At 71.5% G+C, this 22,326-nt stretch carries 28 protein-coding genes and 1 pseudogene; 12 read left to right on the top strand and 17 right to left on the bottom strand.

Annotated features, from left to right (window positions below; translation table 11 throughout):
* Window positions 1-43: 43 nt before the first annotated feature.
* The 4 genes and pseudogenes from ACIOD2_RS10835 to ACIOD2_RS10850 form a co-directional block, all read right to left on the bottom strand.
* Window positions 44-481: a VOC family protein gene (locus ACIOD2_RS10835; protein WP_400536580.1), complete on the bottom strand. Its 438-nt coding sequence runs from the start codon at window positions 479-481 to the stop codon at window positions 44-46.
* Complete coding sequence (locus ACIOD2_RS10840; protein WP_323323023.1) at window positions 460-657, bottom strand: hypothetical protein; 198 nt, start codon at window positions 655-657, stop codon at window positions 460-462. The genes ACIOD2_RS10835 and ACIOD2_RS10840 overlap by 22 nt, the downstream gene beginning before the upstream one ends.
* A 143-nt stretch (window positions 658-800) precedes the next feature.
* A pseudogene (locus ACIOD2_RS10845) lies at window positions 801-1,325 on the bottom strand (GNAT family N-acetyltransferase); the annotation flags it as partial.
* A gap of 24 nt (window positions 1,326-1,349) precedes the next feature.
* Window positions 1,350-2,135 (bottom strand): IclR family transcriptional regulator, encoded by a 786-nt coding sequence (locus ACIOD2_RS10850; RefSeq protein WP_400537988.1) that lies wholly within the window; start codon window positions 2,133-2,135, stop codon window positions 1,350-1,352.
* Window positions 2,136-2,699: 564 nt separating this feature from the next.
* Here ACIOD2_RS10850 and ACIOD2_RS10855 point away from each other — a divergent pair.
* From ACIOD2_RS10855 to ACIOD2_RS10870, 4 genes are all read left to right on the top strand, one after another.
* Window positions 2,700-3,047: a hypothetical protein gene (locus ACIOD2_RS10855; RefSeq protein ID WP_400536581.1), complete on the top strand. Its 348-nt coding sequence runs from the start codon at window positions 2,700-2,702 to the stop codon at window positions 3,045-3,047.
* 114 nt (window positions 3,048-3,161) lie between these two features.
* Window positions 3,162-3,389 (top strand): DUF397 domain-containing protein, encoded by a 228-nt coding sequence (locus ACIOD2_RS10860; RefSeq protein ID WP_400536582.1) that lies wholly within the window; start codon window positions 3,162-3,164, stop codon window positions 3,387-3,389.
* Between the two features lie 61 nt (window positions 3,390-3,450).
* The gene (locus ACIOD2_RS10865; protein ID WP_400536583.1) at window positions 3,451-4,323 is read left to right on the top strand and encodes a helix-turn-helix domain-containing protein; all 873 of its coding nucleotides are present in this window, start codon (window positions 3,451-3,453) and stop codon (window positions 4,321-4,323) included.
* Between the two features lie 94 nt (window positions 4,324-4,417).
* Window positions 4,418-5,302 (top strand): SAM-dependent methyltransferase, encoded by an 885-nt coding sequence (locus ACIOD2_RS10870; RefSeq protein ID WP_400536584.1) that lies wholly within the window; start codon window positions 4,418-4,420, stop codon window positions 5,300-5,302.
* A 21-nt stretch (window positions 5,303-5,323) separates the two neighbouring features.
* Here the strand turns inward: ACIOD2_RS10870 and ACIOD2_RS10875 are convergent, their stop codons facing one another.
* Together ACIOD2_RS10875 and ACIOD2_RS10880 are read right to left on the bottom strand one after the other, a co-directional pair.
* Complete coding sequence (locus tag ACIOD2_RS10875) at window positions 5,324-6,784, bottom strand: PH domain-containing protein (RefSeq protein WP_400537990.1); 1,461 nt, start codon at window positions 6,782-6,784, stop codon at window positions 5,324-5,326.
* Window positions 6,785-6,855: 71 nt separating this feature from the next.
* Complete coding sequence (locus ACIOD2_RS10880) at window positions 6,856-7,407, bottom strand: PH domain-containing protein (RefSeq protein ID WP_392758836.1); 552 nt, start codon at window positions 7,405-7,407, stop codon at window positions 6,856-6,858.
* Between the two features lie 138 nt (window positions 7,408-7,545).
* Here ACIOD2_RS10880 and ACIOD2_RS10885 point away from each other — a divergent pair, with 138 nt between their 5' ends.
* Window positions 7,546-8,466 (top strand): proteasome assembly chaperone family protein, encoded by a 921-nt coding sequence (locus ACIOD2_RS10885; protein WP_400536585.1) that lies wholly within the window; start codon window positions 7,546-7,548, stop codon window positions 8,464-8,466.
* Here ACIOD2_RS10885 and ACIOD2_RS10890 read toward each other — a convergent pair.
* The gene (locus tag ACIOD2_RS10890; RefSeq protein WP_400536586.1) at window positions 8,463-9,050 is read right to left on the bottom strand and encodes an NAD(P)-dependent oxidoreductase; all 588 of its coding nucleotides are present in this window, start codon (window positions 9,048-9,050) and stop codon (window positions 8,463-8,465) included. The two genes, ACIOD2_RS10885 and ACIOD2_RS10890, sit on opposite strands and share 4 nt — an antisense overlap.
* 82 nt (window positions 9,051-9,132) lie before the next feature.
* Here ACIOD2_RS10890 and ACIOD2_RS10895 point away from each other — a divergent pair, with 82 nt between their 5' ends.
* Window positions 9,133-9,864 carry a class I SAM-dependent methyltransferase gene (locus ACIOD2_RS10895; protein ID WP_400537992.1) on the top strand — a complete coding sequence of 244 codons (732 nt, stop codon included), beginning with the start codon at window positions 9,133-9,135 and terminating at the stop codon, window positions 9,862-9,864.
* Here the strand turns inward: ACIOD2_RS10895 and ACIOD2_RS10900 are convergent, their stop codons facing one another.
* On the bottom strand, window positions 9,865-10,290 hold the full coding sequence (locus ACIOD2_RS10900) for a MarR family winged helix-turn-helix transcriptional regulator (RefSeq protein WP_400536587.1): 426 nt from the start codon (window positions 10,288-10,290) through the stop codon (window positions 9,865-9,867). It lies immediately after the preceding gene.
* A 64-nt stretch (window positions 10,291-10,354) separates the two neighbouring features.
* Here ACIOD2_RS10900 and ACIOD2_RS10905 point away from each other — a divergent pair, with 64 nt between their 5' ends.
* Both ACIOD2_RS10905 and ACIOD2_RS10910 read left to right on the top strand, forming a co-directional pair.
* Complete coding sequence (locus ACIOD2_RS10905) at window positions 10,355-10,783, top strand: PaaI family thioesterase (RefSeq protein ID WP_400536588.1); 429 nt, start codon at window positions 10,355-10,357, stop codon at window positions 10,781-10,783.
* A gap of 104 nt (window positions 10,784-10,887) precedes the next feature.
* Window positions 10,888-11,601, top strand: coding sequence for a class I SAM-dependent methyltransferase (locus ACIOD2_RS10910; RefSeq protein WP_400537994.1), 714 nt, complete (start codon window positions 10,888-10,890; stop codon window positions 11,599-11,601).
* Here ACIOD2_RS10910 and ACIOD2_RS10915 read toward each other — a convergent pair.
* The 4 genes from ACIOD2_RS10915 to ACIOD2_RS10930 form a co-directional block, all read right to left on the bottom strand.
* A complete protein-coding gene (locus tag ACIOD2_RS10915) occupies window positions 11,588-11,923 on the bottom strand; it encodes a YciI family protein (RefSeq protein WP_400536589.1) in 336 nt (111 codons plus the stop codon). The genes ACIOD2_RS10910 and ACIOD2_RS10915 overlap by 14 nt on opposite strands.
* A gap of 18 nt (window positions 11,924-11,941) precedes the next feature.
* The gene (locus ACIOD2_RS10920) at window positions 11,942-12,928 is read right to left on the bottom strand and encodes an MCE family protein (RefSeq protein WP_400536590.1); all 987 of its coding nucleotides are present in this window, start codon (window positions 12,926-12,928) and stop codon (window positions 11,942-11,944) included.
* A gap of 69 nt (window positions 12,929-12,997) precedes the next feature.
* Window positions 12,998-14,188 (bottom strand): FAD-dependent monooxygenase, encoded by a 1,191-nt coding sequence (locus tag ACIOD2_RS10925; RefSeq protein WP_400536591.1) that lies wholly within the window; start codon window positions 14,186-14,188, stop codon window positions 12,998-13,000.
* Window positions 14,189-14,256: 68 nt separating this feature from the next.
* Entirely contained in the window at window positions 14,257-14,985 is a 729-nt protein-coding gene (locus ACIOD2_RS10930) for an AraC family transcriptional regulator (RefSeq protein WP_400536592.1), read from the bottom strand.
* Window positions 14,986-15,134: 149 nt separating this feature from the next.
* On the opposite strand from ACIOD2_RS10930, the gene ACIOD2_RS10935 reads away from it, so the two are divergent.
* From ACIOD2_RS10935 to ACIOD2_RS10945, 3 genes are all read left to right on the top strand, one after another.
* Entirely contained in the window at window positions 15,135-15,956 is an 822-nt protein-coding gene (locus ACIOD2_RS10935) for an alpha/beta fold hydrolase (protein WP_400536593.1), read from the top strand.
* A 2-nt stretch (window positions 15,957-15,958) separates the two neighbouring features.
* Window positions 15,959-16,810, top strand: a complete 852-nt coding sequence (locus tag ACIOD2_RS10940) for an alpha/beta hydrolase (protein WP_400536594.1) — start codon at window positions 15,959-15,961, stop codon at window positions 16,808-16,810.
* A gap of 67 nt (window positions 16,811-16,877) precedes the next feature.
* Complete coding sequence (locus ACIOD2_RS10945) at window positions 16,878-17,543, top strand: TetR/AcrR family transcriptional regulator (RefSeq protein ID WP_400536595.1); 666 nt, start codon at window positions 16,878-16,880, stop codon at window positions 17,541-17,543.
* On the opposite strand, the gene ACIOD2_RS10950 is transcribed toward ACIOD2_RS10945, so the two are convergent.
* The 5 genes from ACIOD2_RS10950 to ACIOD2_RS10970 all read right to left on the bottom strand — a co-directional run bounded on the left by ACIOD2_RS10950 (window position 17,523) and on the right by ACIOD2_RS10970 (window position 21,069).
* Window positions 17,523-17,798, bottom strand: a complete 276-nt coding sequence (locus ACIOD2_RS10950) for a YggT family protein (RefSeq protein ID WP_323322995.1) — start codon at window positions 17,796-17,798, stop codon at window positions 17,523-17,525. The two genes, ACIOD2_RS10945 and ACIOD2_RS10950, sit on opposite strands and share 21 nt — an antisense overlap.
* Window positions 17,799-17,886: 88 nt before the next feature.
* Complete coding sequence (locus tag ACIOD2_RS10955) at window positions 17,887-19,158, bottom strand: beta-ketoacyl-[acyl-carrier-protein] synthase family protein (RefSeq protein ID WP_400536596.1); 1,272 nt, start codon at window positions 19,156-19,158, stop codon at window positions 17,887-17,889.
* Window positions 19,155-19,574, bottom strand: a complete 420-nt coding sequence (locus ACIOD2_RS10960; RefSeq protein WP_400536597.1) for a cupin domain-containing protein — start codon at window positions 19,572-19,574, stop codon at window positions 19,155-19,157. Before ACIOD2_RS10960 ends, ACIOD2_RS10955 begins: the two co-directional genes overlap by 4 nt.
* On the bottom strand, window positions 19,571-19,906 hold the full coding sequence (locus tag ACIOD2_RS10965) for a TcmI family type II polyketide cyclase (RefSeq protein WP_400536598.1): 336 nt from the start codon (window positions 19,904-19,906) through the stop codon (window positions 19,571-19,573). Before ACIOD2_RS10965 ends, ACIOD2_RS10960 begins: the two co-directional genes overlap by 4 nt.
* A gap of 491 nt (window positions 19,907-20,397) precedes the next feature.
* Window positions 20,398-21,069: an SDR family NAD(P)-dependent oxidoreductase gene (locus ACIOD2_RS10970; protein WP_400536599.1), complete on the bottom strand. Its 672-nt coding sequence runs from the start codon at window positions 21,067-21,069 to the stop codon at window positions 20,398-20,400.
* Between the two features lie 110 nt (window positions 21,070-21,179).
* On the opposite strand from ACIOD2_RS10970, the gene ACIOD2_RS10975 reads away from it, so the two are divergent.
* Window positions 21,180-22,325 carry a nucleotide disphospho-sugar-binding domain-containing protein gene (locus tag ACIOD2_RS10975; protein WP_400536600.1) on the top strand — a complete coding sequence of 382 codons (1,146 nt, stop codon included), beginning with the start codon at window positions 21,180-21,182 and terminating at the stop codon, window positions 22,323-22,325.
* The last annotated feature ends 1 nt before the right edge of the window (window position 22,326 follow it).

Genomic DNA, 22,326 nt, shown 5'->3' on the forward strand with positions numbered 1-22,326 from the left:
TTCCTGTCCTCCGACGGCAGGAATGAGCCGTTCACCCCGCGTGTCACGACACGCAGAACTCGTTGCCCTCCGGGTCCGCGACCGTCACCCAGCTGTGCGGCCCCTGCTGCCCGCGGTGCAGGAACTTCGCGCCCCGCGTGGTCAGCTTCTCCACCGTCGCGTCGACGTTGGCCGCGCCGACCCAGACGTCGAGGTGGAGCCGGTTCTTCACGGTCTTGGGCTCCGGGACCAGCTGGAAGAGCACCCGCTTCGGTGGACCCTCCGGTGGAGAGTCCGGGTGCCGGATGGCCGCACCCGTCTTCCACACCAGCGCCCCGTTGTACGTTCTCGTCTCCGCGTCGCTCGCGTAGCCCTTCGCGATCATCTCGCGGATGAAGTCCTCATCGGTCGGTTCCACGGCCCAGCCGAGCGTCTCGGCCCACCAGTCGGCGAGCACGTGCGGGTCGGCCGAGTCCACGGTCACCTGGAAGTCATACGCCATACCGGCACGTTAACGACCGAGTCCGACATTTTCCGGAGCGCGAGGTCTTCGGGCACCACCGTGAACCGCCACTTGTCGACGCCGCCGCCCATGATCTCGGCGTACCGGCGGGCGCCGTCCGCGTTCGCGAAACGCACTTGCTGGCCGTTCGTCAGGTGGGTGATCTTGACCGCCACGCTGCCTCCTCAGACTCCCCGAAAAAGATTGGGCCGGCCCGCGGAGCTTCCCCCTCCGGGACCGGCCCGCACAGTAGAACACATGTTCGACTGGTCGCGCCAGTGGATCCCCCAGGTAGGGGAGAAAAGGGCATTTGCGCAGGTCAGATGGGGCGGATCATCGCGACGCGCGGCCAGGCGTCCAGGCCGCGAGCGGCCTCGGAGCGACGGATGTCACGCAGCCCGTCGCCGATTTCGGCGTCCTCGAGAACGCGGAACCGCAGGCGCTCGTAGTAGGGCGCGTTCCACGGCACCTCGGTGAACGTCGTGAGCGTGAGTGCCGGCAGGCCGCGCTCCGCGGCCCACGCGGCGAGGGTGTCGATGAGTGCGCTGCCGAGGCCGCGCCGCGCGTGGCCGGGCCGGACCGAAACCTGCTCGATGTGCGCGTGCCCGTCGACGACCTCGGCGACGAGGTACGCCACCGGATGCCCGTCTTCGCCGACGCTCACCCAGGCGCGGCCGCCGGCCTGGTAGACCGACAGCTCCGCCACCGAGCCCGGGTCGTCGTCGGCGATCGCGTCCATGCCGACGTCGCGGAAGAGGCTCCCCGCCTCGACCTCGATGTCGATCAGGGCGGGCAGGTCCTCGGGGCGCGCGAGCCGGATCACCGGCCCATTCCTACCCGCGCGCCGGCTCCGGCGCGCGGGATTTTCCTACAGCGAGTACGACGAGATCGTCCGCTCGATGCGGGTCGCGTACCCGCGCAGGGCGGTGATCGCCGTTTCCCGGGCGGCTTCGGAGATCCGCGCGGCGGGGCCGGCCATGGTCAGCACGGTCGGCCGCTTGCCCATCGCCGGCACCGGCACCGAACACGCCCAGACGCCTTCGTCGATTTCGCCGGAGCTGACCGAAAACCGGTTCTCCTGCGCGAGCTTGAGCTCGTCGTTCACCGCGGTGCCGTACTGGTCGAGGATCGGCGGCAGGCGCCGGTCGCGCTCGATCTCGGGCAGCAGCGCGAGCAGCATCTTGCCGGACGCGCCGAGGCCCAGCGGCACCGAATGCCCCGGCTCGAAGGTGAAGCGCATGGCGCGGTCGCACTCGACGCGGTCCGCGCACACCGCGGCGTCGCCGAACTGCTGGAACAGCATCACGGTCTCGCCGAGCTCGCGCGCGGCTTCCTCCATGGCCGGCTTGGCCAGCCGGACGAGGTCGTTCGCCAGCTGTGCGGCCCGCGCCAGCGGCATCACCTGGCTGGTCAGGTGGTAGTGCCCGGCGGTGCCCTCTTCGAGCAGCTGCAGCTCCTTGAGCAGTGCGACGTAGCGGTAGGTCGTCGCGACCGGGGTGCCGATCGTGGCGGCGAGCTCGGCGACGCTGGCCTCCCACCGGCGCTCGGAAAACGCCAGGAGCAGCTGCAGGACCTTGCGGGAGCTGCTGGCACCGGGGGTACGGCGCGGGGAAGTGGTGGCGGGACCGTCGACGGCACTGACGGCAGGCGTCATCATGACCTCTCGGTGAGACAAAAACGACCTTCGCTATCACACGGGGTGAATAAATTAGCACGGTCCGTGAAACGAAGGCCAGCATTCCGGTGATCGGTTCTCCTGGCGGGGCTCACCGCCGATATGAGACAGGTTGCTCGCTGTCGTCGAACTCGTTGTAGCCGGTCCTGGTGTGGACAGCGGGGCGGGGGTCCGTGCGGGTGTGTCGCCGACGTGAATGCGCGACCGGGTCGGGAAAGGCGAATGCGTGATTTCCATTCTTTCCCGGTTGTCGGCGGCGAATATTCGAAGAATTGCGTAATGGTTGCCGCAATACCGGTAAATCCTCATCTTGACCAGGCGTTTCACTCTATCGTGTCGCACGTCGAATATTCGGCGTACTGCCGGTTGCCGCATTGGGGCCGGGCGGGTGTGCGCAATTCATCTTGTGTCACACTGGTGGAACAGAAGGGAGACAAAGAAAATATGACCCCGGACCCCGATCGTTGCCTGGTGCCCGCAGAACACGCCGTTGATCACACTTGCGCGGAGCCTTTACCGGCAGGCTCACGCGGGACCAAGGTGGTGATCGAATTCGCCGGCGGCAAGCCGTGCCTGCGGCGAATCCAGGTGGTGGACGTCGACTTTCCCGTGGAGGGCCGCCGTCGCCGGCGGCGGCATCGCGGCAGGCCGGGGCGGCGCCTGCCGTCGTCGTGGCCCGAAGTCGCGGGTGTCGTCGTCGGCGACTGGCCGACGACCTTCCGGACCGGCCTGCTCGCGGTGGCGGCGGGGCTGGTCGTGTCCTCGTCGCAGCCGGGGCTGGGCGCCGCGAGCGCGGCGGTGACCGGGATTCTCTGCCTCCAGGCGGCCCGCCGGCCGAAGGCGGACCCGCCGGCGCCGGCCACCTCGCTCGCCCGCGTCCCGACGGACTGATCGACTTCGATGGAGTGAACATGACCTGGATCGGCTCGTGGAGGACTTGCGTGCCGAATATTCGACGCCCATTCTGGCATCGAATATTCGATACGCGAACTCCGAGGGGGAGCGATGCGGTTCTACGGCGCCTCACCATCCACCACCGTCTTCGACGCGAATGGCTGGCACCGGTCGAGTTTCAGCGGTTCCAACGGCGGTACCTGCGTGGAGGTCAACCTCGTCACCCCCGATGCCGTCGGGGTCCGCGACAGCAAGATCGCCGTGTCTCCGGTGCTGGAATTCCCGCCGCTCAGCTGGCAGGCTTTCACCGATGCGGTGAACAGGCACACGACCGCCTGACGGACGTCGATCGCGGCGGGGTCCGCGCGGTCGCCGGATTTCCGGGCCGGTGGGGGCGGTGATGGCACCTGACGATCCGGCGCCTCCCACGGACGACACGCTGCGAAGCGTTCTCGGCAGGCTGCTGAAGGAACAGCGTGACGAGGCCAAGCTGAACCAGCACCACATGGTCGAGGTGCTGGGCCGGTCGCAGTCGACGGTGAGCAAGATCGAACAAGGCGAGACGTCCATCTCGCGCGAGGGTCTGCTCGCCTGGACCGCCGCTTGCGGCACCGGCCCGGAGACCGTGGCGGAAATGGTGCGGCTCTGCGAGACCGCGAACGCGCCCGCGCGGTTGCGCGGCTCGGACCGGGTCGCCACCCCGGCGTGGTTCGCCCCGGTCATCGCGCACGAACAGCGTGCCCGCACGATCCTGTCGTGGACCGGCGAGCGGATCAACGGGCTGCTCCAGTCCGAGGCGTACATGCTCCTGGTTTTCGACGGTGCCCGGCGAGGAACCGTGATGGCCGAACGCCTGCTGCAGCGGAAGAAGCGGCAGCGCATGTTCGACGAACCCGGCAGGAGCTTCCTGTTCGTCGTCAGCGAATCGGCGCTGGACCGGCTGTGCGCGCAGCCCGCCGACATCGCGGAGGACCAGCTCGCGCACATGCTCAAGCTGGCCGGCCGGGAGAACATCACGATCCGTTTCCTGCGGTATCGCGCCACCCCCGATCCGGGACCCGATTTCGTGATCATGCAGTTTGCCGGTGAAGAGCGCGACCAGGCCTACAGCGAAGACATCTCCAACGCGCACTGGGTCAACAAGGACCAGCTGCCGACGTGGCACCGGGCGTGGGAAGCGCTGCTGGATCTCGCGGACAGCGCCGAGGACACCCTCGCCGAACTGCGCGACCGGTGTCACCGCACGGCTTCGGGTGACACCGGGACGGGTTAGCAAATCCTCCGGGTGCTCTATATGTCGATGCGTCATTCATGAACTACTCTCGGTAAAGGAACTGGTAATGCTCCACGCGGGGAAGGGGACTTCAGTGGCCGACGAGGACGGGGAACTCGAGGCATATCCACCTCCCGGCATCGATATGCAGCGTCCCAGCGTCGCCCGCGTCTACGACTATTACCTCGGCGGTGACGCGTCCTGGGCCGTCGACCGCAAGTTCGGCGACGCGGTCCTGAGCGAGTTTCCGATGCTCGGCAAGATCGCCAAGGCCAACCGCGTGTTCCTCCACCGCGTCGTGCGTCACCTCATTCGCCTGGGTATCACCCAGTTCATCGACATCGGCGCCGGACTGCCGACCATGCAGCACGCCCACCAGGTCGCCGACGACCTCGCGCCGGGGCGCACCAGGGTCGTCTACGCCGACTACGACCCGATCGCCGTGTCGCATTCCCAAGGGCTGCTGGAAGAACACGGGGACCACCGCCGCCACGCGGCGATCCACGCCGACATGCGTGCCCCCGACCGGCTCTGGAAACAGGTGGACGACATCGGCATCCTCGACCTCGGCAAACCCGTGGCGGTCCTGCTCATCGCGGTCCTGCACGTACAGCAGCCCGCTTCGCGGCAAAGCGGGGACACGGGTGACGTCGGGCCGGCCGCCGTGGCGCGCTACCGGGAAATCGTGCCGCCCGGTTCCTTCCTCGCCATCTCCCACATCACCGACGAGGGAGTTCCGCCGGACTACGACGAACCATTGGTGAAACTGAAGGAGATGTACGACCAGAAGAGCAGTCCCGTCATCTGGCGCGGCCACGACGAAATTCGCGGGCTCTTCGGTGATTTCGACCTGATTTCCCCCGGTCTCACGTGGACCACCGATTGGCATCCCGAGGATCGCTCGCCGACCGAGCCCGCCATCGAGTTCGCGGCCGCCAACGAATCGCTCATCATGGCCGGGGTCGGCCGGAAGGCGTAGCCGCGCTCCCGGTGTCCGGGGTCAGCGTTCCAGGAACGGCGTCAGCAGGCCCGGCGCGGCCCGGTCCGCCAGGTCCAGGCCGTCCACCTCGCCGATGTCCAGCACCTTGTAGTGGCCCTTGCCCGCGGCCACCGGGACGATCAGCGTCACCAGGCCCGCCCGGCGCTGGAAGAACGAGCGCTCGACCACGATTCCCGTCATGCCGTCGCTCTGGACGACCGCCGTGCCGCGGTCGAGGGAGCCCGAGCGCGTCACCAGGTAGCGGCCCGTCAGCGCGTGGCCGAGGCCGCGGTAGCGGTCCCAGCCCACCAGCACCGCGAACGGCAGCAGCACCAGCGCCACCTGCCACGGCCAGTCCGGCAGCGCGCCCAGCCACGCCAGGCCGTAGAGCGCGGCGGCCAGGACGAGCACGCCGATGACCGCCCGGGACAGCCGGCGGTAGAGCGCGCGGCGCGGGTGGCGCGTCAGCGGCGTCGCCGCAGGGTCTTCGCCGAGCACCGACGCGACGACCTCGTGGACCCGGGCGACCGGGGCCGGCGGCAGCAGGAGGCCGCCACCCTTGTCCGCGCCCTTGCCCTCACGCAGGCCACCCGCGATGGCGACGCAGCGCGCGCCGCCGGCCAGGCGCAGCGGCAGGGGCTCGCGGACCTCGACGCCGCGCAGGCGGTCCTCTTCGATCGACACCGAGCGTGTCGTGATCAGGCCGCGCCGGATGTGCAGGGTGCCGGCGGGCTCGCGGGTGAGCCGGAAGTTCCAGAACGAGAGGATGTACCCGCCGACCGACAGGATCGACACGAGCACCAGCAGCCCGACGGCGGCGAGCACCAGGCTGACCCACGTCGGTGTGTCGGCGAAGTGCCCGACGACCGTGCGGACCAGCGAGAACTGCACCGGGTCGAAGTGCAGCTCGTGCGCGAAGTGGTAGACGGTGCCGACCGCGGCACCCACCACCGCCAGCCCGGAGAGGGTGAACGGCGCGTACCGCAGCCAGCGCTTGTCGACGGCGGCGACGAGCTGCTCGGCCGGCGGCGCGGGCTCGTCCGTGGCTGTTTCCGAAGCCGCCGGCACGGCCTTGCGGTGCAGCAGCAGCGTCCGCAGCCGCTGGGCTTCGGCGACCGTGACGGCGTCGAGCACCAGCTCGTCCTTGTTCGGCCCCTTGCCGTGGTTGTGCCGCCCGGTGCCGATCCGCGCCGCCGCCAGCGAAAACAGGCGGTGCTTCGGTTCGGAGGTGACGTCGACCGTGCGGATCCGGTCGCGCGGGATGGCCCGCTGCTTGCGCAGCAGCAGCCCGGTGTGCCACTCGACCTGCGACTCGGTGATCCGGTAGCGCGAGGTCAGCACGTGCGAGACGCCGGTGAACACGGCGATCGCGGTGAAGACCAGGCCGATCCACTGCCACGGCTCGCCGTGGCCGAACAGCAGCGCGCCGAGCAGCACCGGCAGCGACTTCACCAGGTCCAGCACCGGCCGGATGAGCAGCATGCGCCGGTCCAGGTGGTGCCACGGCGCGTCCTGCGTGCCCTCGGCGGGCAGGACCACGACGGCTTCGGTGCTCACGTCGCGTCCCCCCGGATCGCTTGAGTCGTCTTGGTCAGCTCGTCGGCCAGCTCCAGCGCCCGGGTGTGCGTGAGGCCCGAGATGCGCAGCGGGCCCGCCGCGGACGCCGTCGTCACCGTGATCTTCGCCAACCCGAAGAGCTGCTCGAACGGGTCACGCTCGATGTCGACGGTCTGGATCCGCGAGATCGGCGCGATCCGCCACTGCTGCTTCAGCCAGCCCGCCTGCGTGTAGACGGCTTCCCCGGTGACCTCCCAGCGGTGCACGCGGTAGCGCCACTGCGGCATGACGATCAGGTGCAGCGGGCCGAGCACGCAGGAGACCACGAGCGTCACGCTGAGGAACGCGGGCGCGTCGTCGCTGGTCAGGACGATGAGCGTCTGCACGCCGATCAGCACGATCCAGAGGATCGCGGCGGTCGTCGTCCAGTAGCCGATGGCCCGGGGGCTGACCCGGTGTGCCGGCGGCCGCAGCCGCAGGGCCGTACTCTCGGTGTGTTCGCTCACCGCTTCAGCGTGCCCGATCGGTGGCTTGCGTGCCCAGGACAAGTGTCACGATGCCGATCCGGTCCGGCCTCGATCGCATGCCGTTACGATCGCCCGCACAGCCGGTGGAATGGAATCCCCGTCGGGGTGTGTTGTGCTTGAAGGATTCGCATACGTGTCGGAGAGCAGCAGGAGGATCCGGTGGGATTCGATCCCGACGACCTGTACGAGGTGGACTCGGACGTCCCCGACCTGACGGGGGCGGTGTTGCTGCACCACTTCGAAGGGTTCATGGACGCCGGCTCGGCGGGGCGCCTGCTGGCCGAGCACCTGCTGGGTGGTGACCACCGGGTGGTCGCGCGGTTCGACGTCGACCGCCTCATCGACTACCGGTCGCGGCGCCCGACGATGACCTACGCGGTGGACCACTGGGAGGACTACGACGCGCCGGAACTGGTCGTCCACCTGCTGCACGACGCCGACGAGACGCCGTTCCTGATGCTGTCCGGCCCGGAGCCGGACCACGACTGGGAGCGGTTCTGCGCCGCGGTCCGCAACCTCGTCGAGCGCTGGGGCGTCCGGCTCACCGCCGGGTTCCACGGCATCCCGATGGGCGCGCCGCACACCCGCCCGCTCGGCGTCACCGCGCACGCCACCCGCCAGGACCTGGTCGGCGAGCACCAGCCGCTGCCCAACCGGATGCAGGTGCCGGGCAGCGCCGCGGCGCTGCTGGAGTACCGGCTCGGCGAGTGGGGACACGACGCGGTCGGGTTCGCCGCGCACGTGCCCCACTACCTCGCCCAGTCGACCTACCCGGCCGCGTCGCTCAACCTGCTCGACGCGCTGGGCCGCGCGACCGGGCTGAACCTGGTCGTCGGGGAGCTGCGCGAAGCGGCGGACCTGGCCTCCGCCGAGATCGAACGGCAGATCGCCGCGTCCGACGAGAACGCCGCCGACGTCGTCCGCGCGCTGGAGCGGCAGTACGACGCGTTCGTCGAGGCGTCCGAGAAGGGCAGCCTGCTCGCGGAGTCCGTCGAGCACATGCCGACCGCCGAAGAGCTCGGGACGCAGTTCGAACGGTTCCTCGCCGAGCAGAACGGCGGCGACACCCCGGAGCGTTAGGCCACGGCCAGGAGCACCCGCGAGTGCTTCGGGGTTGTCGCCTCGTCGACCAGCGCGAGCGCGAAGTCCGCGTAGGTGAACGACTCCGCCGGGACGAGCGTGGTGACGGCGGTGCGGTAGGAGCCCGTGCCGTCGCCTTCGCCCAGCACGACCGGCGGCGGTGCGACGACCAGCCAGTCCAGGTCGCTCTCGCGCAGTACCGCCAGCTCGGCCGTGTGCCCCAGCGAGAACGCCCGGTGCTCGGCCGGGAAGTCCGGCGCGTCGTGCACCGCGACGCCGGGCGACGTCTCCAGCGTGGTGCCGATCCCGGCGACGACCAGCCGGCCGACCCCGGCGCGGCCCATCCCGCGCACGAGCGCGCGAGCGGCGGCCGGGAAGAACTCGGCCGATGCTGTTCCGGCGGCGTACGCGACGCTGACGACCGCGTCGTGCCCGGCCACCGCCGCCGCGACGCTGTCCGCGTCGGTGACGTCGGCCCCTTCGTGGCGTGCCGCCGCGGTGACCTGGTGGCCCCTCGCTGTCGCTTCGGCGACGACCCGCCGTCCGGCCCGGCCGCCGGCGCCGAACACGATGATCCTGCTCATGGAATCCCCTTCCGTCACCGGGGAAACTAGGCTCGGGGGTGCCGGTTACCGCAACGAAATCGGCGTCGGCCTGGGGGTTGTGATGACGGCTTACGACAAGATCGGCGTCGGGTACGCGCTGGGCAGGCGGACCGACCCGCGCTGGCTCGCGCCGCTGCTCGATGCGCTGGGAGACGCGTCATCGGTGCTCGACGTCGGCTCGGGCACCGGGTCCTACGAGCCGCCCGGGCGGCGGGTCGCGGCCGTGGAGCCGTCGGCGGAGATGATCCGGCAGCGCCCGCCCGGCGCCGCGCCGGTGGTGCGCGCGGTCGCGGAGGCGCTGCCGTTCGCGGCGGGCACGTTCGACGCCGCGCTCGCGGTGCTGACCGTGCACCACTGGCCGGACTGGCGGCGCGGCCTCGCCGAGCTGCGCCGGGTGGCGCGGCGGCAGGTCGTGCTGGCCTACGACACCGCGCGCCACAACGACTTCTGGCTGGTGCGCGAGTACGTGCCGGAAGTGGCGGAGCTGGAGCGGTCCCGCCCGTCGGCCGCGGACATCGCGACTGAGCTGGGCGCGGCGAGCGTCGTCCCGCTGCCGGTGCCGTGGGACTTCACGGACGGCGTCTTCCCGGCCCACTGGCGGCGCCCGGAGGCCTACCTCGACCCGGCGGTGCGGCAGGCGTGTTCGGCGCTGGCCCAGACGGCGCCCGGCGCCGTGGCGCGCGGGATGGCGCGGCTGCGCGCGGACCTGGCGTCCGGCCGCTGGCACGAGGAGCACCGTGACCTGCTGGACCTGCCGGAATGGGATGCCGGGTTCCGGCTCGTCGTGGCCTGATCACCACTCGCGCCGCGCCAGCTTGCCGACGGCTTCCGCGGTCCGGCGGAAGCCGTCGTCGCCCAGGACGGCGTGCAGCTGCGCGTTGAACTCCTCGACCACCGGCGCGACCCGGGCCAGCGCGTCCTCGCCCGCCGCGGTCAGCTCCAGCACGACCGCGCGGTGCTCACTCGGGTGCGTGCTCCGGCCGACGAGCCCCGCGTCGGCGAGCCGGGTGACCATCGCCGTCACCGCCGATTCGCGCTGGCCGAGCCGCGCGGCGAGCTCGCGCTGGGTCAGGCGGCCCTCCTGCTGTACGGCGAAGAGCGCGCCGAGCTGGGCCGTCGTGATGCCGGCCGCGGCGAGGCAGCGGCGGTCGGCGGCCACCCGCAGCTGGTGGGCGGCCCGCTGGAGCAGGAAGAACAGGCGCTGGTCGGGTTCGGGCACGCGCCGATCTTGACAGGGTGGCGGTGCGGGCGCCATCCTCACTTCACCAGTGAAGTGAGGATGTGTGATCGATCTCGACTTCGCCCGCCGCGGCCTTGAGAGCCAGCCGTTCAGCCGCCTGCTCGGCGCCCGGCTCGCCGAGTTCGGCGACGGCGCGGCCACGCTCGAGCTCGACATCCGCGACGAGCTCAAGCAGCAGAACCGCTACCTCCACGGCGGCGTCCTGGCCTACGCCGCCGACAACGCGCTCACCTTCGCCGCGGGCACCGTGCTCGGGCCCGAGCTGCTCACCGCCGGCTTCACCATCGACTACCTCCGCCCGGCGACGGGCGTCACGCTCCGGGCGCGCGCCGTCGTCGTGCAGGCCGGGCGGTCGCGGGCCACCTGCCGCTGCGAAGTGTACACAGTGGACGGTGACGGCGCGGCGACGCTGTGCGCCGCCGCGCAGGGCAGCGCCCGGGTGGTGCGGGCTTCGGGTACCGTCCCGGGATGAACCAGACGGGAACCCGGTCGTCCGCAACGAAAACCCTGAGGCGCACGCTGGGCAGGCTGTTGTTCCGGGTGGCCTCGAAAGTGCAAGACCCGTACACCGATCAGCTGAACCGGATGAGCGCGGAACTGCGCGAAGAGATCGTCCGTCAGGGTGACCGGCTCCTCGATCGGGTGGTGGAGTTCGAAATCCGCAGCCGCCGCGACATCGTCTACGCCGGCGACCAGGACGCCGCGCTGGAGAGCAACGTCTTCGCCCGCGAGAACCTGGTCGGCGCCCGGCACTTCGGCCGTCCGAAGGAGACACTCGAGTACGCGCTTTCCCTGGCGCCGCACGGCGGAATGGCGCTGGAGTTCGGTGTCGCGTCCGGCAACACGCTGCGCACCATCACCCGCGAGCGCAACGGCGAGCAGGTCTACGGCTTCGACTCGTTCGACGGCCTGCCCGAGGCGTGGCTCAACGGCATGCCCGCCGGCGCGTTCGCCCGCGACGACCTGCCGGACGTCCCGGGCGCCGAGCTGGTCGTCGGCCTGTTCGCCGACAGCCTCCCCGGGTTCCTGGAGCAGCACCCCGGGCACGTCGACTTCCTGCACGTGGACGGTGATCTCTACAGCTCCGCCAAGACCGTCCTCGACCTCTGCGGGCCGCGGCTGCGCGCCGGCAGCATCGTGCACTTCGACGAGTTCTTCAACTTCCCCGGCTGGAAGCGGCACGAGTACCGCGCCTGGACGGAGTACGTCGAGCGCACCGGCGTCGAGTTCGAGTACCTGGCCTACACCTACAACGACAACCAGGTGACGGTGAAGCTCACGAAGGTGTGATCTCGCGCAGCTCGAGCGTGCCGGCCTCGGCCCACGGGTGCCGCGAGGCGACCTCGACGGCCGTCTCGCGGTCGGGGCACTCGAGGATCACGTAACCGCCGATCTGCTCCTTGGTCTCGGCGAACGGGCCGTCGGTGAGCAGGACGCCGCCGTCGCGCACCCGCAGCGTCTTCGCCTCGGACGGCGGCCGCAGGCCGGTGCCGGTCTGCGGGATCCCGCGCCGCGCCAGCTCGGCGCCCCAGGCGTGGCAGCGCCGGGCCATCTCCGGGCCGGCGGCCTCGTCCGCGGTGTCGTCGCCGCGGAGCAGGAGCAGGTAGCGCATGCGGTCAGCATGCCACGCTCAGCCGAAGCAGCCTTCCTGGTTGAGCGGCCCGAACGACGGCAGCACGAGCCCGCACAGGTAACCGTCGACCCACCGGCCGTTGCCGGAGAGGTTGACGGCGAGGCGGATCAGCGGCGCGAACCCGCGGATGCCGGCGGCGAGCGCGTCCTGGTTGCGCTGCAGCATCGACGTCAGCTGGTCGAGCTGGGTGAGCAGCGGCCCGAGCTGCGCCTCGTTGTCGGTGATCAGCCCGGACAGCTGGGTGGCCAGCTGCCGTGAGCCGTCGAGCAGGGACGTGATCGCGTCTTCGTGGCGGCTCACCTCTTCGAGCAGCTGGTTGCCGTCGTTCAGGATCCGCTGCACGGCGGCGTCGCGGTCGACGAGCGTCTGCGACACCGTCCGGGTGTTGGCCAGCAGCGTCGAGAGCTGGTTGTCACGGGAGGCGAGGGTGTCCGAAAGCCGCGACAGCCCGGTGAGCGCCGCCCGGACGCTCTCCGGTGTGTTCGCCAGCGTCGCGGACAGCGTGTCGAAGCTCTTCGCCAGCTGCCCGGTGTCGATGCGGTCCACTGTGGACGAAAGCTCGCCGAACGCGGTGAGGACGTCGTAGGGGACGGTCGTGCGCGAGCGGGGGATCGGCGTTTCCGGGTCGAGGGTGCCTTCACCCTGCGGGTCGAGGGCAAGGAACTTCTGGCCCAGCACGGTTTTCAGCCGGATCGCCGCGCCCGTCGTGTCGCCCAGCCACGCGCCCTTCGCCTTGAAGGACACCAGGACGTGGTCGCCGCGCAACCGGATGTCCGACACGCGGCCGACCTTCACCCCGGCGATCCGGACGTCGTTGCCCTCGAACAGTCCCGCGGCTTCGCCGAATTCGGCGGAGTACGTGGTCCCGTCGCCGATCACCGGCAGGGACCGGGCGTTCATCGCGGTCACCACGCCCAGCCCCAGCACCGCCAGGCCGACGAGTGCCGTCCTGACCGGGGCGTCGTGGGCCCGGCGTATTGACATGGCGTCAAGAGTGACGCACGTCACGCCGGGCCGCCAGCCGGATCCCCCGAAGAGACGAAGATCGCCGCGTCACGCCGAGGTGAGCGCCGGGTACTCACGGTACTCGAGCGCGTTGGCCGCCCGGTCGGTCATCCGCAGGAAGATACCGCCGAACAACGGCATGCTCAGCATCTTGTACGCGCGGTTGCGGCTGCGGATCTTCGCGGCCGTGCGCGGCGCGAGGAAGTTGCCGGAGCCCTTGCCGTTCTTCTGCCCGACCGTGGCCGGCTTGCGCAGCCGCTGCTCGTAGTGGGCGAACGCCGTCACGTGGTCACCGCCGGCCGCGGTCAGCTCCCCGGCCAGCACCTGGGCGCCCATCATCGCCAGTCCGGTGCCGGACCCGCCCGGCCCGGCGCACCACGCGGCGTCGCCGAGCAGCACGACCCGGCCCTTCGACCAGCGATCGAGGTGGATCTGGCTGATCGAGTCGACGTAGAGGTCGTCGGCCGCGGGCAGTGCTTCGAGCAGCTTCGGCGTCTCCCAGCCGGTGTTCGCGAACAGCTGCGCGACCAGCGCCCGCTGCTCGTCGGTGGTGCGGCGGCGGAACTCGACGCCGTCGGCGGCGAAGACCAGGCCGACGTGCAGCCGGTCCGCGTGCCGGTGGCTGCCGACCATCAGGCCGCGGCCGGGCTCGTTGTAGAGCACGCTCGTGTGGTCCAGCCCGAGGTGGTTGGGCGCGGTGAACCCGGCGATGCCGAAGCCGAGGTCACGGCGGAAGTCCGCCTCCGGCCCGAACGCCGCGGCCCGCACGCCCGAGTGCACGCCGTCCGCGCCGACGACCAGGTCGAACCGCCGCGGCGCGCCGCGGCGGAAGGTGACGTCGACGCCGTCGGCGGTCTCGGTCAGGCTCGTGACGCGGTCGCCGAAGACGTACTCCGTGTAGTCCTTGGTGTGGTCGTGGAGGATCCGCGCGAGGTCGCCGCGCAGGATCTCGACCTCGCCGCTCCAGGCGGCGCCGGCCACGGTCAGCTGCGGCTTCGCGTCGAGGCCGAGCACGGTCTGCTCGCCCATCGCCGTCTCGTACCGGCGGACGTCGCCGAGGATGCCCATGGCGGTCAGCAGCTTCACCTGCTCACCCCGGAAGTCGACGGCCTGGCCGCCGGGCCGCAGCTCCGGCGCGGTTTCGACGACCGTGACGCGGTAGCCGCTGCGGTGCAGCCAGTAGGCCGCGGACGGGCCGGCGATGCTGGCCCCGGACACGAGCACGGTCTTGGCGGTCATCGGAGGTTCCTCTCGGTCGGTGGTGATGACCGAAGACTGCCGGGGGCCGCTGACGGGTCCCGCACCGTTCACTGACGGTGGCGCCACTCGCTGGGCAGCACGCCGTAAGCGGCGCGGAACCGGCGCGTGAAGTGGGTCGGGTCCTTGAACCCCCAGCGGCGGGCGACCGCGGCGATCGGGAGCTGGCCGTGCCGCGGGTCGGCGAGGTCGGCGCGGGCGCCCGTCAGCCGGGCCGTGATGATCCACTGCTCGAGGCGGACGTCCGCGTCCGCGCAGGCGCGGTAGAGCTGGCGTGGTGACACCGAGAGCGCGGCGGCGATCGACGCGGCGGACAGGTCCGGGTCGCCGAGGTGGTGCCGCACGTGGGCCCGGACCTGGGCGATCAGCGTCGGCTCCTCGCCCGCCGCGCTCACCAGCAGCGCCCGGACCAGGTCGACGCACACGCGGCCCAGCGCGTCCGCCGAGGGTGTCGCGCTGAGGGTGTCGGCGTCGCGGGCCAGGTCCTGGACGTGGTGCGCGACCAGCCGGTGGAGCGGGCTCGCCGCCAGCCGGGGTGCGGCCCGGCGGACGGTCGCGGCGGGCAGGGCCAGCTCGTCGGGCGGGATGTGCAGCGTCCGCGAGCCGCCGGGCCCCAGCCAGACGAACGTGACCGGCCGCGGGGTGGCGATCAGGCTCAGCTCGCCGGGGTCCGCCCCGCGCGGGACGGGGGTGCCGGCCGGTTCGACGCGGGACAGCGTCAGCGGTCCGAACGACCACCACGCGAGCTGAGGGTGCCTCGTGTCCGGAACCACGGCCATGACGTCCAGTCAACCCGATCGCGGGGCCCGCCGACAGCGCCGGACCTCGCAATCGCGTGGCGCGGACGGCCGAGGGCCGGGCACCGAGAGCCGATCCGGCGCGCGCCGGGCGCTTCTAGGCTCGGTTCTCCGGCAGAAAAGAGGTCGTGATGCCTTACGCCAGCACTTCCGATGGTGCCGAGATCTTCTACAAGGACTGGGGTTCCGGGTCACCGGTGGTGTTCAGCCACGGCTGGCCGCTGAACGCCGACGCGTGGGACCCGCAGCTGAATCTGGTGGCGTCGCACGGTTTCCGCGCGATCGCGCACGACCGGCGCGGCCACGGGCGGTCCAGCCAGACGTGGACCGGCAACGACATGGACACCTACGCCGACGACCTCGCCGCGGTCATCGAGTCGCTGGACCTGACCGGCGTCGTGCTCGTCGGGCACTCCACCGGCGGCGGCGAGGTGACGCGCTACCTGGCCCGGCACGGCAGCGACCGGGTCCGCAAGGCCGTGCTGCTCGGTGCGGTGCCACCGCTGATGCTGCAGACCCCCGCCAACCCCGGCGGCCTGCCGAAGGATGCGTTCGACGACATCCGGGCCGGCGTCGCGGCCGACCGGTCGCAGTTCTACCAGGACCTGTCCGCGCCGTTCTACGGCGCCAACCGGCCGGGGTCGACGGTCTCGCAGGGCCTGCGAGACCAGTTCTGGCGCCTCGGCATGCAGGTCGGCTACAAGGCGGCCTACGACTGCATCGCGCAGTTCTCCGAACAGGACTTCACCGACGACCTCGGCAAGATCGAGATCCCGGTGCTGGTGGTGCACGGCGACGACGACCAGATCGTCCCGATCGGCGCGGCGGGCCGCCGCAGCGCCGAGATCCTGCCGAACGCCACCCTCGTCGTCCACGAGGGCGCGCCGCACGGCCTGTGCGGCGATCACGAAATCCGGTTCAACGCCGAACTGCTCGAATTCATCCGGGAGTGAGCATGACCGTCCCCGCACCGACCGCCCAGGAACTGGCCGAAGTCGAACGGGCCAACAGCTCCGGCAAGCAGCCGGTGGTCTTCGTCCACGGCCTCTGGCTGCTCGACACCAGCTGGGACCGCTGGGCCGAGTTCTTCGAGGCCGCGGGCTACGCCGCGGTCACGCCGGGCTGGCCCGACGACCCGGCCACCGTCGAGGAGGCCCGGGCCAACCCGGACGTCTTCGCCAACAAGGGCATCGGCGACGTCGCGGCGTACCAGCAGGCGATCGTCGAGAAGCTGGACCGCAAGCCGGCGATCATCGGGCACTCCTTCGGCGGGCTGCTCGTCCAGATGCTCGCCGGGCGCGGGCTGTCGGTCGCGACCGTCGCGATCGACCCGGCGCCTTCGCGCGGGGTGCTGCCGCTGCCGGCCAGCGCGCTCAAGGCGTCGTCGGCGGTGCTGACCAACCCGGCCAACCGGCACCGGGCGGTGGCGCTGACGTTCGAGCAGTTCAAGTACGGCTTCGCCAACGCCGTCAGCGACGAAGAGGCGCACGAGCTGTACCAGAAGTTCCACGTCGCCGGCTCGGGCGTGCCGATCTTCCAGGCCGCGTTCGCCAACATCAACCCGCGCACCGAGGTCAAGGCCGACAACCTGCACCCCGACCGCGGGCCGATGCTCGTCATCTCCGGCGAGTACGACCACCAGGTGCCGCACGCGATCGCGCACGCCACCTACGAGCGGCAGCGGAAGAACCCGGGGGTCACGGAGTTCGCCGAGCTCCCCGGCCGCGGTCACTCCCTGACGATCGACAGCGGCTGGCAGGAAGTGGCTGCCACCGCCCTGGACTTCGTCGGCCGGTTCGTCAAATAACCGCTGGTCAAGCGGATATGTCGCCGGTTGGCCGGTGATGTCCGGTTCCAGTGGCTAGCATGGCGCGGTGGACCGTTCCGCCGCAGGCCGGATCCAGCAGGACGGCGACGACGCCGTCGAGGCACGCATTCTGGACGCCGCCGCGCACGTCATCGCCGAAGAAGGCTTCGGCCGGATGAAGCTCGGCGGCGTCTGCGCCCGGTCCGGTTACGCGAAGTCCGTGATCTACCAGCACTTCGGCGACAAGGACGGCCTCGGGCAGCGGCTCGTGGAGCACGCCGTCGAGGAGTTCACCGACGCCTACAGCGAAGCGGTGGCGGCCCGGACCGGGTCCGCCACCGCGACGCCGATGGACATGCTGCGGGCGCTGCTGGACATCATCTTCGAGCTGATCGAGACGATGCCGACGCTCAACCACGCGTTCTTGGCGCTCTGGGGAGACGCGTCCGCGGAGAGCTCGGCCATGCGCGCCGCCCTGACCGAGGCGGACCGGCGGTTCCGCTTCGCCATCGCCCAGACCGTCGCCAGCGGGGTCGCGGACGGCTCCATGACCGGCGTCCGCGACGTCGACGGGTACGCGTCCGCGATGCTCGCGCAGCTGCGGGGCATCTCCATGCAGGCCCTGATCGACCCGGACGGCATCGACCTGCGCGCGGTGCGCGCCGAGCTGGAGCGCGGGGTCGACCGGCTGTCCGCCGGCTTCCGCGGCACGCTACAGGCTGAAGGCGATTGACCGCAGCACCAGCACCGCGACGAACACCAGCGTGAAGGCGAGATCCAGGGAGATCCCGCCGAGCCGCACCGGCCGCACGACGCGCCGCACCGGCCCGATGACCGGTTCGGTCGCCGCGTAGGCCAGCCCGCGGGCCCGCCGGGTCCACGGCGGGCTGTCGGCCAGCATGCCGACCCAGTCCAGCACCATCCGCGCGATCAGCACCAGCATGTACAGCGTCAGCGCGAACCCCAGCAACGTTCCCAGCGCACCCATCGGTCCTCCTCCTGCTACCTGGAGAACGCCCGGGCGTGCCGGAGAGTGCCGGGTGTGTCCGTTTCACAGCCTTTCGACAGGAACGCCCTCAGCGCACCCCCGCCCTGGCCGGCCGGTCGAGCAGCATCGCGCTCTGGAAGCCGCCGAAGCCGCTGCCGACCGAGAGCACCACGTCCATCGGGTGCTCGCGGGCCGTGAGCGGCACGTAGTCGAGGTCGCAGAGCGGGTCCGCGTGGTGCAGGTTCGCGGTCGGCGGGACGACCTGGCGCTCGAGGGCGAGCGCGCAGGCGGCGATCTCCAGCGAGCCGATCGCGCCGAGGGAATGCCCGATCATCGACTTGATCGAGCTGACCGGCACCTCGTACGCGCGGTGGCCGAGGCTCCGCTTGAACGCGGCGGTTTCGTGCCGGTCGTTCTGCTTCGTGCCGGAGCCGTGGGCGTTGACGTAGTCGACGTCCGCCGGATCGAGCCGCGCGGCGTCCATGGCGACCTTGATCGCCTCGGCCATCTCGCGGCCGTCCGGTTTCAGGCCGGTCATGTGGAAGGCGTTGCTGCGGCTGGCGAACCCGGCGACGCGCGCGTACTCGCGGGCGCCGCGGCGGCGGGCGGCCCCGGTCTCCTCGATCACCAGCACCGCCGAACCCTCGCCGAGCACGAACCCGTCCCGGGTGGCGTCGAACGGCCTCGACGCGTGTTCGGCGTCGTCGTTGTTCGGCGAGGTCGCCCGGATCGCGTCGAAGCAGGCCGAGGTGATCGGGGACAGCGGCGCGTCCGTCGCGCCCGCGATCACGATGTCCGCCGAACCCTCCTCGATCAGCGAGACGGCGTGGCCGACGGCGTCGAGCCCGGAGGTGCAGCCGGTCGAGATCAGCGCCGCCGGGCCCTCGGCCGCCACCTCCCAGGCGACCTCGACGGCCAGCGTGCTCGGCACCATGTAGCCGTAGAGGTGGGGCACGCCGTAGGTGTGGTCGACCAGCCAGCGCCGTCCGCCGTCGGAGAGCACGGCGTACTCCTCTTCCAGGCCCATGGTGCAGCCGACGGCGCTGCCGAGGCTCACCGCGATCCGGCCCGGGTCGACCCCGCCCAGGTCGAGGCCGCTGTCGGCGATCGCCTCCCGCGTGGCGACCACGGCGAACTGGGCGGCGCGGTCCATCCGCCGGATCTGCGGCGGGGACAGGCCGGCGGCCTTCGGGTCGAAGTCGACCTCGGCCGCGATCCGCGACCGGAACCCGTCGGCGTCGAACAGGCTGATCCGGCGGGTCGCGGTCCGGCCCGCGGTCAGCAGGTCCCAGTAGGCCTCCCGGCCCACCGCGCCCGGTGCCACGACACCGATCCCGGTGATGGTGGCCGTCCGGGTCACCGGGCACCCCCGACCGCCGGGTTCGGCGCCTCCGGGTTCAGCGGCTGTTCGGTGTCGACGTGCCCGAGCTCCGGGCGGGGCGCCAGCGGCGACAGGTGGAACACGGCGCGCGCTTCCGCGTCACCGACGTTGACCAGCCGGTGCCGCAGCCCGATCGGGACGATCAGCGAGTCACCGGGCCCGAGCCGGACCGGCGTGCCGTCCAGCGTCATCTCCAGCTCGCCCGCCACCACGTGCACGAACTCCTCGGAGTACGGGTGGTAGTGCTCGGTCACGGCTTCGCCGGCCGCCAGCGTCAGGAACCCGCCGAACCCGGAGGTCGCGCCGACGGTCTTCGGGCTCAGCGTGACGCGGATGTCGCCACCCCGGCGGCGGTTCGGCACGGCGTCGGCGACGTTGACCTTCACCGCGCTCATCGCTCGCGGCCGTTCTCGGGCGTCCAGACGTAGAACGGTGACGCCATCGCGTCCTTCGGTTCCTTCCAGTTCGGGTCGTACGGCGAGACGAGCTCCGCGAGCTTGGTGTTGATGTCCTGGTACAGCGCGCTGCCGCGGGCGCGGTAGAGGCTCGGCGAGATGTCGTCGCCCGCTTCGACCAGGTGGAAGTACAGGTCGTGGAAGCTGAACAGCGTCCTGCGGGTGACCCCGACCATCCGGGGCAGGTCGGTGGCGTCGGATTCGGCGAAGACCGACGCGATCTCCTGCGGGTCCTCCGTCTTGAGCTTCGCGACGATCAGGGTGCGGTGCACGGATTTCGCCTCCTTCGGACATCGTGGGCTGGCTGGTTCATGCTCGGCAGGGGTGCTGGTGCACGGCTTGATCCCGGCTGAACCCGGTCGCCGGGTAACGCGTTCGCCGTGGTGCTGGAGGGTCCGGCCGGGCCGCGGTGGATGGGTTGCGGCGCGGCGGAATCCCGCTCACGTCGCCGCAGCGGGATTGGGTCGCGGCGCGGTTGGATCGCCGCGGTGCGGTGATTTTGGTTCGGGGCTGCGGCGTGGCTGAGCTCGCGTTGCCGGGATGTGCCCCGCGGGGTGGGAGGGTTCCGGCCGGCATGCGGCACGGCTCGATCTCGGCTCACCAGGCGATGTGTTCGCCGCGGTGCGGGGAGTTCCGGCCGACCGCGGTGGATGGTTGCGGCATGGCTTGATCCGGGCTGAGCCCGCGCTCCATTGGGATGTGTTCGCGATGCGGGAAATCCGTCGGGCCGCGGTGGATGGGTTGCGGCGCAGCTGAATCCCGCTCACCACGCGATGCGCTCGCCGCGGCGGAGGAAGGTTCCCGTGGGACCGTCATCGGGAAGCGTTGCCGCGTCGGCGATGTCCACCGCCGCCTCCGCCGCGGTGCGCTCGGCGTTGGGGACCATCCTCGTGCGCGTCGGGCCCGGGTTGACCGCGTTCACCAGCACCCCGGTGTCCGCCGTCTGTGTGGCCAGCAACGTGGTCAGGCCGTTCACCGCGGTCTTCGACAGCGAGTAGCCCGGCGCGCCCGGCCACAGGCCGACGGTGAACGAACCCGTCGCGCTCGACACGAACACCACCCGGCCCCAGCCGCGGCGGACCATCGGGGGGACGAACGCCTGCGCGACGCGCCAGCCGCCCAGGACGTTGACCTCCAGGGTGCGCTCGACCAGGTCCAGCGGGACCGTCAGCGGATCTCGGCCGCCGTCCAAGAGGACGCCCGCATTGCACACCAAGGTGTCCACTTCAGACAGAGCGGAAGCCGCCTGGCGCACGCTTTCCGGGTCGGTCACGTCGAGCTGGTGCCAGACGACGCCCGGGCCGAGGTCGGGCGTGGTCGTGGTGTCCCGCGCGGTGGCGATCACCCGGAGGCCGCGGCGGGCGAGTTCGGTGGCGACGGCGCGCCCGAGTCCGCGGTTGGCCCCGGTGACCAGGGCGGTGTGGTGTGCGTTCACGGCGCCGATGCTCACCCCGCCACCTCGACCTGCGCTGGGGAACCGGTCACTCCAGCGATCCTTCAGCACCCGGTGCGACGGTCGCGGACCAAGACCTGAGGAGGCAGCACATGCGGGTGGTGTTCACGACCTGGGCGTGGCCGACGCACCTCTACGCGCTCGCGCCGCTCGCCTGGGCCTGCCGCGCGGCCGGGCACGACGTCGTCTTCGCGAGCCAGCCCGGACTGGTCGGCGAGATCGTCCGCGCGGGACTGCCCGCCGTGGCGGTCGGCACGGACGTCGACACCGCCGGGATGGTGCGCGAGTACCTCCGGCCCGGCAAGACCGAGGGCCCACCGCGGGCGGTCGCGATGCTGCTGGCGCACGCCGAGTCCATGGCGGACGACCTGACCGCGCTGGTCCGCGACTGGCGCGCGGACGTCGTCGTCCACGACCAGACGGCGCTCGCCGGTCCGCTCGCGGCCGCGGCGGCCGGGGTGCCCGCGGTGCGGCACCTGTACGGGGCCGACCTGATGAGCCGGGTGGCACCGAAGCTCGCCGGCGTGTTCGCGCCGCTGGCGGAACGGGTCGGCGCGCCGGGGTTCGACCTGTGCGGCGACGTCACCGTGGACCCGGTGCCGGCCAGCGTGCAGGGGCCGGTGACGTACCGTCGGCTGCCCGTGCGTTACGTGCCCTACAGCGGCGCCACCGTGCTGCCGGTCGACCTCGCCGAGACGCGCGAGCGGCCGCGGGTGTGCGTCAGCTGGGGGCACACCATCGCGAAGGTCGACGCCGGGCGCTTCCCCGTCGGCCGGATCGCCGCGGCCGCGGCGGAACTGGACGTCGAGGTCGTGGTCGCGATCTCGGCGAGCCAGCGAGCGCTGCTCGGCCCGCTGCCGGACGACACGACGGTGCTCGTCGACCAGCCGCTCGAGCCCGTCCTGGCGCGGTGCGACCTGCTCGTCGGGCACGGGGGCGCCGCGAGCGTCTTGACGGCGTTGCGGGCCGGGCTGCCGTCGGTGCTGGTGCCCCAGCTGCCGGACCACGCCGGGCACTCGGCGCGGGTCGCCGCGCGCGGCGCGGGAACGGTGCTGGGCGTCGAGGAACTCCCCGGCATCGAGGAGCACATCGAACGCCTGGTGGCCGGCGACGCCGTCGAACGACGGGCGGCGCGCGAAGTCGCCGCCGAGATGCGGGAGCAGCCCGCGCCGTCGGACGTCGTCGCGTCGCTGGCGGCCTTGATCGGCGGTCGAGCAGGCGCTGAGCGAGTCCTGTGAG

The organism is Amycolatopsis sp. NPDC088138 (assembly GCF_044741685.1).
Lineage (GTDB): Bacteria > Actinomycetota > Actinomycetes > Mycobacteriales > Pseudonocardiaceae > Amycolatopsis.

Bases quoted from the DNA above. Each gene is read 5' to 3' on its own strand.
- ACIOD2_RS10890 (WP_400536586.1), bottom strand. From the start codon at position 9,050: ATGAGCAGGATCATCGTGTTCGGCGCCGGCGGCCGGGCCGGACGGCGG.
- ACIOD2_RS10940 (WP_400536594.1), top strand. From the start codon at position 15,959: ATGACCGTCCCCGCACCGACCGCCCAGGAACTGGCCGAAGTCGAACGG.
- ACIOD2_RS10935 (WP_400536593.1), top strand. From the start codon at position 15,135: ATGCCTTACGCCAGCACTTCCGATGGTGCCGAGATCTTCTACAAGGAC.
- ACIOD2_RS10865 (WP_400536583.1), top strand. From the start codon at position 3,451: ATGGCACCTGACGATCCGGCGCCTCCCACGGACGACACGCTGCGAAGC.
- ACIOD2_RS10950 (WP_323322995.1), bottom strand. From the start codon at position 17,798: ATGGGTGCGCTGGGAACGTTGCTGGGGTTCGCGCTGACGCTGTACATG.
- ACIOD2_RS10920 (WP_400536590.1), bottom strand. From the start codon at position 12,928: ATGTCAATACGCCGGGCCCACGACGCCCCGGTCAGGACGGCACTCGTC.
- ACIOD2_RS10875 (WP_400537990.1), bottom strand. From the start codon at position 6,784: ATGCTGCTCATCCGGCCGGTGCTGGACCTGGTGAAGTCGCTGCCGGTG.
- ACIOD2_RS10860 (WP_400536582.1), top strand. From the start codon at position 3,162: ATGCGGTTCTACGGCGCCTCACCATCCACCACCGTCTTCGACGCGAAT.
- ACIOD2_RS10915 (WP_400536589.1), bottom strand. From the start codon at position 11,923: ATGCGCTACCTGCTCCTGCTCCGCGGCGACGACACCGCGGACGAGGCC.
- ACIOD2_RS10960 (WP_400536597.1), bottom strand. From the start codon at position 19,574: ATGAGCGCGGTGAAGGTCAACGTCGCCGACGCCGTGCCGAACCGCCGC.
- ACIOD2_RS10835 (WP_400536580.1), bottom strand. From the start codon at position 481: ATGGCGTATGACTTCCAGGTGACCGTGGACTCGGCCGACCCGCACGTG.
- ACIOD2_RS10850 (WP_400537988.1), bottom strand. From the start codon at position 2,135: ATGACGCCTGCCGTCAGTGCCGTCGACGGTCCCGCCACCACTTCCCCG.
- ACIOD2_RS10930 (WP_400536592.1), bottom strand. From the start codon at position 14,985: ATGGCCGTGGTTCCGGACACGAGGCACCCTCAGCTCGCGTGGTGGTCG.
- ACIOD2_RS10925 (WP_400536591.1), bottom strand. From the start codon at position 14,188: ATGACCGCCAAGACCGTGCTCGTGTCCGGGGCCAGCATCGCCGGCCCG.
- ACIOD2_RS10975 (WP_400536600.1), top strand. From the start codon at position 21,180: ATGCGGGTGGTGTTCACGACCTGGGCGTGGCCGACGCACCTCTACGCG.
- ACIOD2_RS10895 (WP_400537992.1), top strand. From the start codon at position 9,133: ATGACGGCTTACGACAAGATCGGCGTCGGGTACGCGCTGGGCAGGCGG.